This is a genomic window from Acinetobacter sp. 22301, assembly GCF_052045285.1.
GTDB lineage: Bacteria > Pseudomonadota > Gammaproteobacteria > Pseudomonadales > Moraxellaceae > Acinetobacter > Acinetobacter pittii.
On record NZ_JBQEOR010000014.1, the window covers coordinates 53,905 to 70,467 of the forward strand.

Below are 16,563 nucleotides of genomic sequence, written 5' to 3' on the forward strand. Positions count from 1 at the left end.
CATGAGTGTACTTGAAGCCAAACATATTCATCTGACTTTTCCTAAACAGCAAAAGCCAGTTTTACAAGACATTAACCTAACCATTGAAGAAGGTTCTTTAACCGTGATTTTAGGTGAGTCGGGTTGTGGCAAAACAACTTTGCTTAATATCTTGGCAGGGTTTCAAAAGCCGAGTTCTGGTGATGTGCTTGTAAATCATGAAGTCGTAACTGGACCAGATGTAACTCGTGCTGTTGTATTTCAAGATCACGCCTTACTTCCTTGGTTGAATGTTGCAGATAATGTTGGCTTCGCTTTGCAGTTAAAAGGTTTAAAGCGTGCAGAGATTGAGAAACAAGTGAGTGCAATTTTAAAAATTGTGGGTTTAAGTCACGTTGAAAAAGCCAATATCTGGGAACTTTCGGGTGGTATGAAACAACGTGTTGGTATTGCCAGAGCTTTGATCAGTCACGCGCCGTTTATTTTATTAGATGAACCTTTTGCGGCATTAGATGCTTTTACGCGTGAAAACATGCAGCAATTAGTGCTCGATTTATGGATTCAACAAAATAAAAGCTTCTTTTTGATTACTCATGACATTGAAGAAGCATTATTGCTCAGCAATCAGTTAGTTCTGATGACGGCACATCCAGGCAAAATTGTAGAAACTCTACATCTCGATTTTGCTCAACGGTATCGTCAGGGCAAGTCTATTCGCTCGATTAAATCGGACTCTCAATTTATTCAGCTCAGAGAACAGTTATTTGAAAGTTTAAGGGCACAAAAACAAAGCGGTAAGGAGGCGTTACCTACATGAACACTAAAGATAACGTCTATGAATATGACAAAGCAGAGCTAAAACTTAAGTCAGATGTGCAAACAGAAAATGCTTCATTTCTATCGTCATTTTTTGAGAAGCATCGCACTTTGGCAGTTAGCATAATTAGTGTGGGAAGTGTGGTTGCACTCTGGTTCCTCATTACTGCTTTGCATATCGTACCTGAACTGTTTTTACCGAGTCCACAGGCAGTCTGGCAAAAATTTATATCGGTCAGCCAAGAAGGCTTTATGAAGGCGACTTTGTGGCAACACTTGGCAGCCAGTATCTCACGTGTATTTTTAGCTTTGATTGCTGCCGTAGTGATTGGAGTTCCGCTAGGCTTATGGATGGGTCTGAACAAATGGGTTCGCGCTGTTCTAGATCCTTTAGTTGAATTATTACGTCCAATCCCACCGTTAGCTTATTTACCCTTACTCGTGATTTGGTTCGGTATTGGCGAAACCACAAAAGTACTTTTGATCTTCTTCTCGATTTTGGCGCCTGTCATCATTAGTAGTGCGCATGGTGTGTTAAGCCATCAACTTAATCGTGAGCGTGCAGCATTGTCGCTAGGGGCAAGTCAGACACAAGTATTTTGGCATGTCATTTTACCAACAGCTTTACCTCATATTATTACCGGTATTCGTATTGGTCTCGGGGTGGGCTGGTCAACATTAGTTGCAGCAGAATTGGTTGCAGCGGACCGTGGTATTGGTTTTATGGTGCAATCGGCAGCACAGTTCTTAATTACCGATACGGTGATTCTGGGCATTATTGTGATTGCGATTGTCGCAGTTAGTTTTGAGCTGTTTTTACGTTGGTTACAAAAACAGTTTTCTCCTTGGTATGGTCAGCAGTTGTAGTAAAGAAGATGAATACAGTAGTAGCAAACTTAAATATTGAAGTGATCAAGCCTAGCATTGGCGCAATTATTCACGAAATTGATTTGAATGCGTTAAATGAACAGACAACGCAACAAATCCAGCAGGCTTTGCTTGATCATCAGGTCATTTTTTTTCGAAAGCAACAATTAGCACCGCAAGCACAAGCAGACTTGGCACGCAGTTTTGGTAGCTTACATGTGCACCCGATTTATCCTTCAATTGAAGATGTACCTGAAGTGATGGTACTCGATAGCTGGAAACAAGATTTGCGTGACAATGAACTTTGGCACACAGATGTGACTTTTAGTAAAACCCCGCCTTTAGGTTGTGTGTTGCAAGCCATTAAAATTCCACCTGTAGGCGGAGATACATTATGGTCGAGCAACACAGCAGCTTTTAAAGGGCTTCCGCTTGAGTTACAGCAAAAACTACGTGGCTTAACTGCAACCCACGATATTCGTAAGTCTTTTCCGCTTGAACGTTTTGCTCATAACGAAGAAGAACGTGAAAAGCTTTTGCAAACATTTAAGCGTAATCCACCAGTGGTTCACCCAGTGGTGCGTACCCATCCGGTTACAGGTGAGCCTTTGTTGTTTGTAAGCGAGGGTTTTACCACTCGCATTAATGAGTTACTTAAAAAAGAAAGTGAACAGTTACTTAATTTCTTGTTTGAACATGCGACCCAAGAGCAATTTCATTTGCGTTGGAAGTGGCAAGATGATGATATCGCGATTTGGGATAACCGTTGTACGCAACATAAAGCATTATTTGATTATGGCGATGCTCATCGCATCATGCACCGTGCAACTATTAACGGTGATGTGCCATTTTATAAAAATGAACAACAGCCAGAGTTAGCCGAAGTTTAATTCTTTGGTTTTCAGCCGTTTCAATTCCGACGCAGCGTTTTGAGTTGGAATTGAAACAATAGCTCTTTAGCGCATTCCAAATCCTGACAATATGCCTGTGTAACTCTTTACAGGAGGTGAGGCCCAATCACCAACTTTGCTGGTTTTTAAATTTAACTGGACTAACATTTCAGCTTGTTTAACTGCTACTGCAACGCCGTCAATAACAATCACGCCCAACTCGTTTTGTAGCTTTAGACACAAATCACTCATACCTGCACATCCTAAAACAATTGCATCGCTTTTATCTTCAGCGAGTGCTTTTTTGCATTCATCTCGTATGGTTCGATAGGCATCTGAGTCAGGAAGCTCCAACTCTTCAACTGCAATATCACAAGCTCGAATATTTTTGCAAAATGGCGTAGCCCCATAGCGATGAGCCAAATGCCAGCTCATATTCACTGTGCGTTGTAAGGTTGTGACTACACTAAACCCAGTACTTACATAACTTGCAATTCGCATAGCTGCTTCGGCAATCCCAATCACAGGTGCCGAAGTCATTTCACGGGCAGCATAAAGCGCAGGGTCACCAAAACAGGCAATAACATAAGCATCTACACCTACAAATTCACCTTGACGAATTTCCTCCAGCACACCTACTGCACTTAGTGCTTCATCATAATAACTTTCAATCGTAGCAGGGCCCATTTGAGGACTCACTGCAATAATTTGAGTATCAGAACCTGCGACTATCTTTGCTGATGTTGCAATTTTGTTAGTCATGCTTTGAGTAGTATTGGGATTAATAATTTTAATTTTCATTGTACTTTTGCCTTAGTCATTGCCGATTTAGCATGGGCAAGCGGTTGATTAAGAAATCGGTAAATGACAAAACCGAATCCCATCCCAATAAACCATGTGAAATTAGCTAGCCCTGATAGTTGTGGTAAAAGTACGCAGAGAATAGGAATTAATGAAGCTGGAATTAAGGCATAAAAGGCAGAGTGGTTATAACCATTTTTGTACCAATACAAACCTTTGGTATCTAAGGTATATAAATCATCTACTACGATTTTTTGTTTTTTAACGAGGTAAAAATCAGCTAGCAATACGCCAAAAAGCGGACCGATAAATGCACCTAAAATATCAATGGTGTAATGGATCACTTGAGGGTTATTAAATAAATTCCATGGGGTAATGAAAATTGAACCTACTGCTGCGATCATTCCACCCATGCGCCAGCTAATTTTGCTCGGTGAAACATTGGAAAAATCAAAGGCAGGTGATACAAAGTTAGCGACAATATTAATCCCGATGGTGGCAATCATTAAGGTCAAACTACCTAAAATGACTACAAAGGTATTATCAAGTTTTCCAACCATCTCGACAGGGTCGGTAATGAGCTTACCGTAGACTGGAAGCGTTGCTGCAATACAAACTACAGTAAGTAAAGAAAAGCCTAAGAAGTTAATCGGTAGTCCAAGAAAGTTACCCATTTTAATCGCGTTAAAGCTTTTGCCATAACGAGAGAAGTCACCAAAGTTCAGCATAGGTCCTGAAAAATATGAAACAACAAGTGCAATAGCACCAATCATGACTGGTACAACCGCAAAACCGTCGTATTGAACACCGCTCAAGTTTAGATCAATATTTTGCCAGCCAGCTTTCCAGATGAGCCATACTGCCATCGCAAACATTACAACGTAGACAGCTGGACCTGCCCAGTCAATAAACTTACGAATGCTGTCCATGCCAGACCAGAAAACAACCGCTTGCAGTAACCAAAGCAGCATGAAGCCAACCCATCCTAAATAGGAAAGTCCAAGAAAGCCATAATTTGAAACATCGGCATAGACCGACCATTCTGGAAAGAACTTTAAAATGACCAATAAAAAGGCACTTGATGCCAAATAGGTTTGAATGCCATACCATGCGACAGCAATAAGACCACGAATAACGGCAGGAATATTTGCACCAAGCACACCGAAGGTTGCGCGGCAAATAACAGGATAGGGCGTACCAGTTTGTTGGCTAGACTTGGCAATCAGGTTTGTAAAAAACTGAACTATGGCAATGCCGATGAGTAAAGAGAGAAGTACCTGCCAGCTATTGAGCCCAAGTGCAAAAAGGCTTCCGGCCATGACATAACCGCCGACACTATGAACATCAGACATCCAGAAAGCAAAAATATTATAAGCGCCCCATGTTTGCTTTTTTAAAGGAGCCAAGTCTTGATTTGTCAGTTTTGCATCATAAGAAGGTTTAATTATTGCTTCGGTATTATTCATCTTGAACACTCACTTCCTTAAGATGGAGGCACTTTCAGCAGCATTGTTTTTCTGTCTAAAAGAATGAAATTAAAATTGTGTACAATGTGATATTTAAATTGTGCACAATCTTAATTTAGCAAAAGTTATGCCAAATTTAAGAAGTAGCGCTTATGAGTTATTTAAACTGGTATGGATTTTGGATATGCAGAGACAAATTTATAAAATGAGAAGTGCTTAATTTTTATAAAAAGTAAGTAAATTTAGGTGTATAAGTGGATCTTTAGAGATCTAATATTGGATTGTTTAGCTCAACATAAGTGTTTGGGAATGAGAGCAATATTCCAAAACGCTTAAGTTAAACTTACACTATTGTCATTAGATAAAGTTTTAAAAAGAGGGGGCATCAATAAAAATGGAGAAATCAATGCCATCGAATGCACCAAAAAAAGCCGTAGAAATGAGCAATGATGAAATTGATGACCATATATATAACGCTATTGTAGATGCTATTTTAAATCGACAACTTGCCCCTGGCGCACGTTTAGTTGAAGCACCTTTGTGTGAAGCATTCGGTGTAACGCGAGGAGTGTTAAGACGTGTTTTCGTCAAACTTGCACATGATAAGGTCATCGAAATTCAGCCCAATCGTGGAGCACTCATCGCAAAACATAGTGCTCATGAAACAAAAGAGGTCTTTGAAGCACGCAGCATGCTTGAAATCGCTACTGTAAAAAAGCTAGCTCAAAAGTCACATAACCTAGATTTTAGTGAGCTTCGAGGTTTAGTCGATCAAGAGTCTCATGAGCGTTTAGCTGGAAATTGGGCCGAGTGGATTAAGCTATCGGGGCAATTTCATTTAAAGCTGATTGAAGCAAATCAAAATACGATTATGACCAGTTATTTGCAGACGCTTATTGCAAGGACTTCGTTATTAATTGGCTTATATGAAATTCCCAAACATAATAATTGTTCGGCAGATGAACATCGTGCAATTTTAGATGCGATTGAACAAGGTGATGAAAAACGAGCAACTCAATTGATGGAAGAGCATTTAGAACACTACGCGACAACATTTGTTGAACAAGACAGTACAGCAACAGCAGAACAAAATTTATTAAATTTATTTAAAAATAAGAAGATTGAAACCAGTCAAACTAACTGAAAATCATGGGCCAATTCCGATGGAAAAGGCCCATATTGGTTATTTTATAGGAACGATTTGACGTGTTAAAAAATCAATAAATAGTTTTACTTTCTTCGATAAAATCTTACGGTTTGGCCATGTGACATATAAGTGAAGCGGCTGACTGGTGTAGTCCTCCAAACATTTCCGTAATTTACCTTCTTTATAGTAAGGCTCTGCAATAAACTCTGGAAGAAAAACGATACCGTGATCTTTCAAGCACATATCTAATAATAATTCACCATTATTACAGGTCATCACAGGGAAGCAATTAAAGGACACTTCTTTTTGATCTTTTTGAAAGATCAACTTCTTATGTCGGCTATCCTGATAGTAAATTAGAAACTTATGTTCTTTAAGTTCTTCTAATGAATCTGGCAATCCATGCTGATTAAAATACTCAGGTGTTGCATACAAATATCGTTGATAGGTATTTAATATTTTACTATTTGCCAAATTAGGAGGAGAGCCATCTACACGAATGGTTAAATCAAATTTATTATTATTCATGTCTAATAGCTGATCAGTCATGAATAAATCAATTTTGATGCTGGGATATTTCTCTATAAAGTCCGAAATGATATGTTGAAGAAAAATGTTGCTAAAAGACATTGGTGTATTGAGCTTGAGTTCGCCTTCAGGGTACTGCTGATTATAGCTAATTTCATATGCAGCCCATTCGAACTCACTTAAAATGACTTTGCTATGTTGATAAAACTTTTCCCCACAAGAGGTGAGGTTCATCTGTCTTGTTGTTCGAGTTAAAAGTGTGGTTCTGAGGTCGTTTTCGAGGTAGCAAACACGTTTGGCAACTAAGTCACGAGAAATATCGAGTGCTCTGGCTGCGCTACTAAAATTCCCATGTTCTACAACACTTACAAAAGTGGAAATACAGTCTAATCGATCCATGGATAAGCGAAAGGTAAAAAAATATATATCAATGATTAAACTATAAAAATTAAAAAGCAATCATTGTTTTGATTGTATTCGTACAGCATACAGATTCGTGCTGATTTGCTGTCTATGCTTTTACATTTTTATCTGTTTTCATAATAACCAGTAAGCAATTTTAATGCATTACTCATAAGGAATAATGGAGTTTACCCATGAATAAATCACTTTTAGAACAACTATCACCAACCAATTGTCAGGTTATTTTTATTGATCATCAGCCACAAATGGCTTTTGGGGTACAGTCAATAGATCGCCAAGTATTAAAGAATAATACTGTAGGATTAGCAAAAGCAGCTAAAACATTCAATATTCCTGTCACCATTACAACGGTTGAAACTGAAAGCTTCTCTGGTCATACCTATCCAGAACTTTTAGATGTATTTCCAGATGCTCCATTACTAGAACGTACTTCAATGAATTCGTGGGATGACCAAAAAGTACGTGATTCGCTTGCAAAAAATAATCGTAAAAAAGTGATTGTTTCAGGCTTGTGGACTGAGGTGTGCAACAACACCTTTGCTTTTGGTGCGATGCTTGAAGGGGATTATGAGATTTATATGGTTGCAGATGCTTCAGGTGGTACCTCGAAAGAGGCACATGACTATGCCATGCAACGTATGATTCAAGCTGGTGTTGTTCCGGTAACTTGGCAACAAGTATTACTTGAATGGCAGCGTGATTGGGCACACCGTGATACGTATGATGCAGTTATGGCAATTGTACGCGAGCATTCTGGTGCTTACGGTATGGGTGTGGATTATGCTTATACGATGGTACATAAGGCACCTGAGCGTACAACATCAAAACATGAAGTACTTGCACCAGTTCCTGCAAAATAAAACAGTACTGATTTAGGTAAAGGCATGTCTAGTATTCAATATTTAAGTGATATTAATACAGATATGCCTTTATTTTTTAGAACGATAATTCACAAGAATGGAGTTCAGAATGACCGAAATAAACCTCATACTCATAAACGGTAAAATCACAACACTAGATCCTCAGAACCCCGAATTACAAGCAATTGCGATTGCAGACGGTAAAGTATTACGCACGGGTACAAATGATGAGGTAATGAAACTCGCAACTCCAACAAGTAAAGTTGTAGATTTAAATGGCCGTCGCGTTATACCAGGTCTAAACGACAGTCATTTGCATATTATTCGTGGTGGCCTAAATTACAATATGGAGCTGCGCTGGGAAGGTGTGCCATCTGTTGCCGATGCGTTACGCTTACTCAAAGAACAAGCAGACAATACTCCAGCTCCACAATGGGTTCGTGTCGTAGGCGGATGGACTGAATTCCAGTTTGCCGAAAAGCGTTTACCGACTTTAGAAGAAATTAATAAAGCTGCACCAGATACTCCTGTCTTTGTTTTACATCTATATGCCAGTGCTTTGTTGAACCGAGCTGCACTTGATGTATTGGGCTTTAACAAAGACACACCGGACCCACCTGGCGGCAAGATTGTACGAAATGAAAAAGGTGAGCCAACAGGTCTCTTGCTTGCTACGCCATCGGCTATGATTTTGTATTCGACCTTAGGGAAAGCACCGAAATTGCCAGTTGAAGATCAAGTCAATTCAACTCGACATTTCATGCGTGAATTGAACCGGTTAGGTATTACTTCAGCAATTGATGCGGGCGGTGGCGGTCAAAATTATCCTGAAGATTATGATGTGATTAAGCAATTACACGATCAAAATCAAATGACCGTACGTATTGCTTACAACCTATTTGCTCAAAAGGCAGGCCAAGAGCTTGATGATTATCGCCGTTGGACCGAAATGACATTTCCGGGCGATGGTGATGAGCTATTTAGAATGAATGGAGCAGGCGAGAATCTGACTTGGTCAGCGGGGGACTTTGAAGACTTCTATGAGCCACGTCCGGATTTACCAGAAAAAATGGAAGGTGAGCTCGAAGCTATTGTAGAGCACTTGGCTGAAAAGAAATGGCCATTCCGTATTCATGCAACTTATGATGAAAGTATTAATCGCTTACTGAATGTATTTGAGCGCGTCAATTCAAAACAACCATTTGCGACACGATTTATTATTGACCATGCCGAAACTGTATCTGAGCGTAATATCGAACGTATTGGTGCGTTGGGTGGTGGTATTGCCATTCAACACCGTATGGCATATCAAGGTGAGATTTTCGTAAAACGCTATGGTGCTGAGGCTGCTCAGGCAACGCCACCTGTTAAGAAAATGTTAGAACTCGGTGTTCCTGTGGGTGCGGGAACAGATGCGACTCGTGTTGCCTCTTATAACCCTTGGGTGTGTTTATATTGGTTGAGTACGGGTAAAACAGTGGGTGGATTACCTTTGTATGAGGAAAAAAATCTATTAGACCGTCAGACAGCACTCAAACTCTGGACTAAAGGTTCCGCTTGGTTCTCTGGTGAAAAAGATGTTAAGGGCTCACTCACAGCAGGAGAACTTGGTGATCTGGTGGTATTGTCTGATGACTACTTTAAAGTAGAAGCTGAGGATATCCAGTGGATTGAGTCTGTACTTACTGTCTTAGGTGGCAAAGTGGTCTATGCAGGGGCAGAGTTTAAGCAAGACGATCCGCCGTTACCGCCAGCATCTCCAACATGGTCGCCGGTAAAACGCTTCGGTGGTCAGTGGCGGTTATCTGAAAACCGTAATGCTCCTTCCAATCAATCATTACAGTCACAAAGTGCTTTGTGTGCATGTGCTAGCAGCTGTGGAATGCATGGACACAGTCACGCTTGGATGCTTGATCTTCCTGTAAATGATAAAGACAAAAAGTCTTTCTGGGGCGCACTTGGGTGCTCGTGTTTTGCATTTTAAATAAAACAGTATGGGAACCTGCTGATTAAATGGCTTGATTCTCTAAGGTATGTACGATGAAAATGTACTTGTTATCTTTGGCTGTAGGGTTGCTTGTTGGTGTCTTATATTATGTTTTAAATGTTAAGTCACCAGCTCCACCTCTTGTTGCATTAGTTGGTTTATTAGGCATGGTAATAGGAGAGCAACTGCTTCCTTTCATCAAGTCTTATTTTTAATCTGTTTCATTCAAAAAAGCTAAATGGTGCCATGCCATTTAGTTTTTTATATTAATAAATATCTTCAATTACTTTATACGACGACCTTGCTCATCAATGATCACTTCGCCATCTTCTTTTACAAAATAGCCTAAGTTTTCTACATCTAAAATATCCAATACAATCTCAGAAGGACGGCAAAGTCGTGTGCCTTTTGGTGTAACCACAAATGGGCGATTAATTAAAATTGGGTACTGAACCATAAAATCAGTTAACTGTTCATCGGTCCAATGATCTTGTTCTATCTCTAAATCTTTATAGGGATCAACATTTTTACGAATTGCTTCACGTACAGTTAAGCCTGAATCCTTAATGAGTTGAATCAATTCATCTTTACTTGGTGGTGTTTGCAAATATTCAATAACGATAGGCTCAAACCCAGCATGACGAATAAGCGCCAATGTATTGCGTGAGGTTCCGCAAGCAGGATTATGGTAAATTTTCACTAGCTCAGTCATGGTAAATTTATTATCAAATTAAGATATTGCATTTATATATGGATATCCGTATATTTGCAATAACGAATATATTTTGTTGAAGATATGATCAACCAAATCGATTTCTTTAAATGTCTATCTGACCAAACTCGGTTAAACATTCTTAAGTTAGTTCTGAGCAAACAAAATATTTGTGTTTGTGAGCTAACAGAACAGCTTGAGTTGAGCCAACCGAAAATCTCCAGACATTTAGCTTTATTAAGAACTCATGGCATTTTACTTGATGCACGACAGGGGCAATGGGTGTATTACAGCGTCAATCCAGATTTACCAAATTGGGCTGTTGAAGTTTTGAAAACTATAGGAAACCAAGATGAAAGTTTAGTGAATCAATCATCTTCAAAGTTTTCTTCTATTTCTACCTATTGTGAGTAAGACCATGAAATTCTTATTTTTATGCACTGGAAACAGTTGTCGTAGCATTTTGTCAGAAGTTTTATTTAATAGTCGTGCACCAGAAAATTGGAAAGCGTATAGCGCAGGCAGTAAACCATCAGGGCAGGTGCATCCATTAACCATTGAAACACTTGAAAACTTAGGTCTTTCAACAGATGGGTTATGGAGTAAAACTATTGATGACTGCGAACAGTATCAACCAGATGTTGTGATTACAGTCTGTGATTCTGCTGCACAAGAAGCATGCCCACTTTATTTAGGTGGCGCAATCAAAGCACACTGGGGCTTAAGTGATCCATCTCATTTGGACTTGCCAAAAGAAGAAAAGCTTAAAGCATTCCAAGAGACTGTAGATCATATCAACCGTCGTTTAGATGCATTGTTTGCACTTGATGTTCCGAACTTAAGCCGTTCACATTTAATTGCTGAGATTAATGAAATCTCTCATATTGAGTGAGAGAGCCGAGATGACTAAGCAAAAGCTTTCTTTTTTAGATCGTAACCTGACGCTATGGATTTTTATTGCCATGGCTTTAGGTTTGGCAATTGGGGTGTTCTTTCCTCAAGCCTCGGTTTCTTTGAACAGAATGAGTGTAGATAACGTTAATATTCCGATCGCAATCGGCTTAATTTTGATGATGTATCCACCTTTAGCAAAGGTTGATTATGCTACGTTACCAGAAGTATTTAAAGATAAGAAAACCTTAACTTTATCGTTGGTACAGAACTGGATTATTGCTCCAGTTTTAATGTTCGTACTTGCTATAGTTTTCTTGCATAGTTATCCGGAATACATGACAGGCCTGATTTTGATTGGTTTGGCACGTTGTATTGCAATGGTTTTGGTGTGGAATGGTCTGGCTTGTGGTGATAACCAATACGTTGCAGCTTTGGTTGCCTTTAACAGTATTTTCCAAATTTTGTTCTTTAGTACCTACGCCTGGCTTTTCTTAACCTTCTTACCTCCGTATTTTGGTGTGGCAGGGCAAGTCATTGATGTGAATTTTTGGACTATCACACATGCGGTTTTGGTGTACTTAGGTATTCCATTCTTAATGGGGTTCTTGACGCGTTTGATTTTAGTCAAGTCGAAAGGGTTGGAATGGTATCAAACTAAATTTTTACCAAAAATCAGCCCGATTAGTTTAATTGCTTTACTTTTTACCATTGTGGCTATGTTTAGTCTAAAAGGTGGTGATGTGGTGAGCTTGCCTTTAGATGTATTACGTATTGCAATTCCACTGACGATTTACTTTGTGGTGATGTTCTTTATTAGCTTCTTTATGAGTAAACGTATGGGGAATAACTATCCACGTACCACTGCTATTTCGTTTACTGCGGCTGGTAACAATTTTGAGTTAGCTTTAGCGGTTGCCATTGCAACATTTGGTTTGGCATCACCTGTGGCATTTACCACAGTGATTGGACCATTGGTTGAAGTTCCCGTTTTAATTTCACTCGTTACCGTTTCTCTTTGGTTAAAGAAAAAGTATTTCTCAGATGAACAGTCTTAATAATGATTTATCAAATGTAGTATTAGATCTTCTAGATAAACCTACATTTGAGCAAGTGCAAGCGCAGCAGCTTGAGCATCCACCTCGCATTTTATTGCTATATGGTTCTAATCGTGAACGTTCTTATAGTCGTTTTGCTGTGCTGACTGCTGGTCGAATCCTTGAATACTTAGGTGCTGAAGTCAAAATCTTTCATCCTAAAGGTTTACCTTTACCTGAGGATGCAGAAACAGATCATCCGAAAGTCCAAGAATTACACGCGCTTTTGGCTTGGGCAGAAGGTATGGTGTGGTGTTCACCCGAACGTCATGGCGCGATGAGTTCAATTTTAAAAGCCCAGATTGACTGGATTCCTTTAGCAGCCGGAGCAATTCGTGCAACTCAAGGTAAAACCTTAGCAGTCATGCAAGTTAGTGGTGGTTCACAGTCCTTTAATGCGGTCAATCAAATGCGTATTTTAGGCCGTTGGATGCGCATGATTACCATCCCAAATCAGTCTTCAGTTGCTAAAGCCTTTTTAGAGTTTGAAGAAGATGGCAGTATGAAACCATCCTCTTACTATGACCGAATCGTTGATGTTATGGAGGAGTTGTATAAGTTCACTTTATTAACACGTGGGCAAAAACAATACCTGACAGATCGCTACTCTGAGCGTAAAGAGTCGGCAGAAGAGCTGGCAAAACGAGTAAATCAAAAATAAACAGTTTCATAAAAAAGTGCTCCACTCGGGGCACTTTTTATTGTTTAGCTTTTACATTCAGGCCATTGTGGGCAAAAGTTTTTGTAATAGTTCAATAAAGTTTGAAACTTTGGCAGAACTCTCATTTTCCCGAGTAATCAGGTAAAGAGGCGCATTTAGTTTCATTGAATTATCAAACTCGCGATATACAATTTCATGTTCCCAAAAGTTATGCATTGAGGCTGGCACAATCGTTATACCAATTCCAGCAGCGACTAAATTTAATGTTGCAGTAGGACGAGGTGCTTCCTGAATAATGCGTGGACTAAAGCCTGCTTGATAACAGCTATATAAAATATTGTCATATAAACCTTGTCCTGAAGAACGACGGTATAAAACAAAATTTTCATCTGATAAGTCATTTGAGCTAATTTTTTCTTTTTGTGTAAGTGGGTGGCCCATAGGCAATGCCACTACCATTGGCTCATCTAATATATGAAGATGCTTTAGCCCAATATCACGGCTGATTGGCGCTCTTAAAAAAGCGATATCAAGTTTCTCTGAGATTAATCGATCTAATTGTTTTTGGCTGCCTGCTTCTTCAAGTTTGGTTAGTACCTTTGGATATATTTCTCGATATGACCGTAATACTAATGAAATGAGCGGATGCAAACCTGCGGAACTTGTAAAACCAATATTGAGTTGTCCAGTTTTACCTTGACTAACATCTTGGACTAATTTTGGAATATGTTTGGCATGTTCTAATAAAAGTTGTGCTTCTTTAAATAAGGCTAAACCCGCTTCAGTCGGTTCAATGCCACGAGGCTGGCGAATAAGTAACTGTGCACCGAGTTCTTCTTCAAGCTTTTTGAGTAAACGCGTCAAAGGCGGCTGTTGAATAAATAATCGGTTTGCGGCATGTGTGATATTTCTTTCTTCTACTACCACCACAAAGGCATGAAGCTTATGTAAATCTAGCATAGGAATACCTTTAGGGTATGGTTAGTGAAAATAAAAGCATTTGTAGATATATCACAAAAGTATCATTCTATCTTGGTCAGATAAAGTGAAAAGTAACGAAAATGAACCATGTTGAGATTGCTGTGCAGAAGGAGAGTGTCCCGACCTGCACAGAGTTATTTTTAGGTTTTTTAACATTAGGTTTAATTGGATTCGGTGGCGTGCTGCCTTTAGCCCGTAAAGTTATTGTAGAGCAGAGACAGTGGTTAAGCCCTGAAAAATTCACTGAGTTACTTGGTCTGTGTCAATTTTTACCAGGCGGCAATATTATTAATTTATCGGTTGCGATTGGCATGGAGTTTCGCGGTGTTCGTGGGGCAGTGAGCTCAATCATTGGTCTGATCCTTGCACCTACGATAATTGTTGTACTTTTACATTATGTCTATGAGCAGTTCCAAGATAATTTAATGGTTAAGCATCTTTTCGAAGGTTTAGCGGCGGCGGCAGCTGGACTTCTGGTTGCAACAGGTTTGAAAATGCTTAAGCCATTATTACGTAATCCATTAGCGATTTGCGTAGTTCTCGTTGCAATTATCAGTATAGCTTTTCTGAAAGTTCCATTACTTGTGACCATGCTGATTTTGTTGGCATTCTATTCAGCTATCATTTGGAGACGTGTGTAATGGGTGCAGTTCTACTTACTTTAGCGATCATTTTTACTCAATTGTCTCTTATTGCATTCGGTGGAGGGAATACAATTTTGCCTGAGATGCAACGCCAAGTAGTTGATATTCATCACTGGATGACGGCACAAGAATTCAGTGCATTGTTCGCCATGGCTCAAGCTGCCCCTGGTCCGAACATGATGATTGTACCTTTGGTGGGATGGCATGTAGCAGGATTGTCAGGTCTACTTGTAACGTCTACTGCTAAATTTTTACCTTCGTCTCTTATTACTGTATTTGTGATGAGAGGCTGGTCAAAATTTAAAGATAAGAAATGGCGCCGTGTTTTACAGCTTGCTTTACAACCTGTCACTGTGGGAACTGTACTTGCCAGTGCGTGGATTATTTCTGAGGCAGCTGCCATAAATACTTTACTCATTATTATGGTAGTCATTGCAACTTTATTATCTTTAATTAAAAAGGTTCATCCTTTACATGTCTTGATTGCTGGGGCTGTATTTGGTGTGGTCTTACTCTAGTTTAACCAGTTTGCCGACCTGCGCTGGATGAGTTCAGGTTGGCTTTTTTTAATTTGAAGTAAATAATAATTAAATCTAAAAAACCGATTAAATCTATAAAAACATACTGTTTCACCTATTTTATGTTTTCACGTACTATGCATCTATTGAAAGAATTTGGATGCATTGGAGTAAAAACAGATGTTAGATCAAAACATTAAAACTCAATTAAAAGCTTACTTAGAACGTCTAGAAAGTCCAATCGAATTAGTTGCTGCTTTAGATGAATCAGACAAAGCAGCTCAAATTAAAGAGTTGGTAAGTGAAATCGCTGAGCTTTCTGACAAGGTAACAGCCCGTTTTGACGGTAACAATACACGTCGTCCAAGCTTTGGTGTGGCTAAAGCAGGTGAACAACCTCGTGTGTTCTTTGCAGGCTTACCTATGGGTCATGAGTTTACGTCTTTGATCTTGGCGCTGTTACAAGTGTCTGGCTATGCACCTAAAGTGTCAAATGAAGTGCTCAACCAGATTAAAAGTTTAAACCTCAAAGCAAACTTTGATGTATTTGTATCCTTAAGCTGTCATAACTGTCCGGACGTGGTACAGGCGCTTAACCTGATTGCCATTTATAACCCGAACACCACAGCAACCATGATTGACGGTTCATTCTTCCAAGATGAAGTGGAACAACGCAAAATCATGGCTGTGCCAATGGTATTCCAAGACAACGAACACATTGGCCAAGGTCGTATGACCCTTGAAGAGATTGTAGCGAAACTTGATACCAACTCAGCTGAAAAAGATGCAGCAGCACTCAATGCCAAAGATGCTTTTGATGTATTGGTGATTGGTGGTGGTCCTGCGGGTGCAACAGCAGCAATCTATGCGGCACGTAAAGGTATTAACACAGGTATTGTGGCTGAACGCTTCGGTGGTCAGGTCATGGACACCATGGACATTGAAAACTTCACCTCTGTGCAAAAGACACAAGGTCCTAAGTTTGCTGCCGAGATGGAAGCCCATGTTCGTGAATATGATGTCGATATCATGAACCTGCAACGTGTTAGCAAAATCACGGGTGCCAACCAGACTGCAAATGGCTTGGTTGAAGTTGAACTTGAAAACGGTGCAAAACTTGAATCGAAAACGGTGATCCTTTCAACAGGTGCACGTTGGAGAGAAATGAATGTACCAGGTGAGCAAGAATACCGTACCCGTGGTGTTGCGTACTGCCCACACTGTGATGGTCCTTTGTTCAAAGGTAAACGTGTTGCCGTGATTGGTGGCGGTAACTCAGGTGTTGAAGCAGCAAT

19 protein-coding genes are annotated in these 16,563 nt (G+C 39.7%); 14 read left to right on the forward strand and 5 right to left on the reverse strand.

All coding sequences use genetic code 11. The features are described 5' to 3' along the window. Window position 1 precedes the first annotated feature (1 nt). The 3 genes from ACTJJH_RS16705 to tauD are packed head-to-tail and all read left to right on the forward strand — an operon-like array spanning window position 2 to window position 2,552. Window positions 2–796, forward strand: a complete 795-nt coding sequence (locus ACTJJH_RS16705; protein ID WP_440601481.1) for a taurine ABC transporter ATP-binding protein — start codon at window positions 2–4, stop codon at window positions 794–796. Continuing rightward, complete coding sequence (gene tauC / locus ACTJJH_RS16710) at window positions 793–1,662, forward strand: taurine ABC transporter permease TauC (protein WP_309166613.1); 870 nt, start codon at window positions 793–795, stop codon at window positions 1,660–1,662. Before ACTJJH_RS16705 ends, tauC begins: the two co-directional genes overlap by 4 nt. A gap of 8 nt (window positions 1,663–1,670) precedes the next feature. Beyond that, complete coding sequence (gene tauD, locus ACTJJH_RS16715; RefSeq protein WP_440601482.1) at window positions 1,671–2,552, forward strand: taurine dioxygenase; 882 nt, start codon at window positions 1,671–1,673, stop codon at window positions 2,550–2,552. A gap of 66 nt (window positions 2,553–2,618) precedes the next feature. On the opposite strand, the gene ACTJJH_RS16720 is transcribed toward tauD, so the two are convergent. Both ACTJJH_RS16720 and ACTJJH_RS16725 read right to left on the reverse strand, forming a co-directional pair. Then, entirely contained in the window at window positions 2,619–3,353 is a 735-nt protein-coding gene (locus tag ACTJJH_RS16720) for an aspartate/glutamate racemase family protein (RefSeq protein ID WP_440601483.1), read from the reverse strand. Then, window positions 3,350–4,819 (reverse strand): NCS1 family nucleobase:cation symporter-1, encoded by a 1,470-nt coding sequence (locus tag ACTJJH_RS16725; protein ID WP_440601484.1) that lies wholly within the window; start codon window positions 4,817–4,819, stop codon window positions 3,350–3,352. Before ACTJJH_RS16725 ends, ACTJJH_RS16720 begins: the two co-directional genes overlap by 4 nt. 394 nt (window positions 4,820–5,213) lie before the next feature. On the opposite strand from ACTJJH_RS16725, the gene ACTJJH_RS16730 reads away from it, so the two are divergent. Further along, window positions 5,214–5,963: a GntR family transcriptional regulator gene (locus ACTJJH_RS16730; RefSeq protein ID WP_126645642.1), complete on the forward strand. Its 750-nt coding sequence runs from the start codon at window positions 5,214–5,216 to the stop codon at window positions 5,961–5,963. Window positions 5,964–6,002: 39 nt separating this feature from the next. On the opposite strand, the gene ACTJJH_RS16735 is transcribed toward ACTJJH_RS16730, so the two are convergent. Then, window positions 6,003–6,893, reverse strand: coding sequence for a LysR substrate-binding domain-containing protein (locus ACTJJH_RS16735; RefSeq protein WP_440601485.1), 891 nt, complete (start codon window positions 6,891–6,893; stop codon window positions 6,003–6,005). A 197-nt stretch (window positions 6,894–7,090) separates the two neighbouring features. Between ACTJJH_RS16735 and ACTJJH_RS16740 the strand changes: the two genes are divergently transcribed. The 3 genes from ACTJJH_RS16740 to ACTJJH_RS16750 all read left to right on the forward strand — a co-directional run bounded on the left by ACTJJH_RS16740 (window position 7,091) and on the right by ACTJJH_RS16750 (window position 9,979). Then, complete coding sequence (locus ACTJJH_RS16740; protein WP_001043290.1) at window positions 7,091–7,777, forward strand: hydrolase; 687 nt, start codon at window positions 7,091–7,093, stop codon at window positions 7,775–7,777. A gap of 109 nt (window positions 7,778–7,886) precedes the next feature. After that, window positions 7,887–9,761, forward strand: coding sequence for an amidohydrolase (locus ACTJJH_RS16745; protein ID WP_440601486.1), 1,875 nt, complete (start codon window positions 7,887–7,889; stop codon window positions 9,759–9,761). 56 nt (window positions 9,762–9,817) lie between these two features. Next, window positions 9,818–9,979: a DUF1427 family protein gene (locus ACTJJH_RS16750; RefSeq protein ID WP_000784879.1), complete on the forward strand. Its 162-nt coding sequence runs from the start codon at window positions 9,818–9,820 to the stop codon at window positions 9,977–9,979. Window positions 9,980–10,047: 68 nt separating this feature from the next. Here ACTJJH_RS16750 and arsC read toward each other — a convergent pair whose 3' ends face one another. Further along, window positions 10,048–10,476 carry an arsenate reductase (glutaredoxin) gene (gene arsC / locus ACTJJH_RS16755; RefSeq protein ID WP_032034724.1) on the reverse strand — a complete coding sequence of 143 codons (429 nt, stop codon included), beginning with the start codon at window positions 10,474–10,476 and terminating at the stop codon, window positions 10,048–10,050. Between the two features lie 84 nt (window positions 10,477–10,560). Between arsC and ACTJJH_RS16760 the strand changes: the two genes are divergently transcribed. The 4 genes from ACTJJH_RS16760 to arsH are packed head-to-tail and all read left to right on the forward strand — an operon-like array spanning window position 10,561 to window position 13,125. Further along, the gene (locus ACTJJH_RS16760) at window positions 10,561–10,890 is read left to right on the forward strand and encodes a metalloregulator ArsR/SmtB family transcription factor (RefSeq protein ID WP_032034726.1); all 330 of its coding nucleotides are present in this window, start codon (window positions 10,561–10,563) and stop codon (window positions 10,888–10,890) included. Between the two features lie 4 nt (window positions 10,891–10,894). After that, window positions 10,895–11,368 carry an arsenate reductase ArsC gene (locus tag ACTJJH_RS16765; RefSeq protein ID WP_032034728.1) on the forward strand — a complete coding sequence of 158 codons (474 nt, stop codon included), beginning with the start codon at window positions 10,895–10,897 and terminating at the stop codon, window positions 11,366–11,368. A 10-nt stretch (window positions 11,369–11,378) separates the two neighbouring features. Next, on the forward strand, window positions 11,379–12,425 hold the full coding sequence (arsB, locus tag ACTJJH_RS16770; RefSeq protein ID WP_064784404.1) for an ACR3 family arsenite efflux transporter: 1,047 nt from the start codon (window positions 11,379–11,381) through the stop codon (window positions 12,423–12,425). Then, window positions 12,412–13,125 (forward strand): arsenical resistance protein ArsH, encoded by a 714-nt coding sequence (gene arsH / locus ACTJJH_RS16775; RefSeq protein WP_130625504.1) that lies wholly within the window; start codon window positions 12,412–12,414, stop codon window positions 13,123–13,125. The genes arsB and arsH overlap by 14 nt, the downstream gene beginning before the upstream one ends. A 57-nt stretch (window positions 13,126–13,182) precedes the next feature. Here the strand turns inward: arsH and ACTJJH_RS16780 are convergent, their stop codons facing one another. Further along, window positions 13,183–14,085 carry a LysR family transcriptional regulator gene (locus ACTJJH_RS16780; protein ID WP_032034736.1) on the reverse strand — a complete coding sequence of 301 codons (903 nt, stop codon included), beginning with the start codon at window positions 14,083–14,085 and terminating at the stop codon, window positions 13,183–13,185. A 101-nt stretch (window positions 14,086–14,186) separates the two neighbouring features. On the opposite strand from ACTJJH_RS16780, the gene ACTJJH_RS16785 reads away from it, so the two are divergent. The 3 genes from ACTJJH_RS16785 to ahpF form a co-directional block, all read left to right on the forward strand. Then, complete coding sequence (locus tag ACTJJH_RS16785; protein ID WP_075382834.1) at window positions 14,187–14,747, forward strand: chromate transporter; 561 nt, start codon at window positions 14,187–14,189, stop codon at window positions 14,745–14,747. After that, window positions 14,747–15,268 carry a chromate transporter gene (locus tag ACTJJH_RS16790; protein ID WP_000501457.1) on the forward strand — a complete coding sequence of 174 codons (522 nt, stop codon included), beginning with the start codon at window positions 14,747–14,749 and terminating at the stop codon, window positions 15,266–15,268. Before ACTJJH_RS16785 ends, ACTJJH_RS16790 begins: the two co-directional genes overlap by 1 nt. Before the next feature lie 180 nt (window positions 15,269–15,448). Beyond that, on the forward strand, window positions 15,449–16,563 hold a 1,115-nt coding region (ahpF, locus tag ACTJJH_RS16795; protein ID WP_440601487.1), incomplete at its 3' end, for an alkyl hydroperoxide reductase subunit F.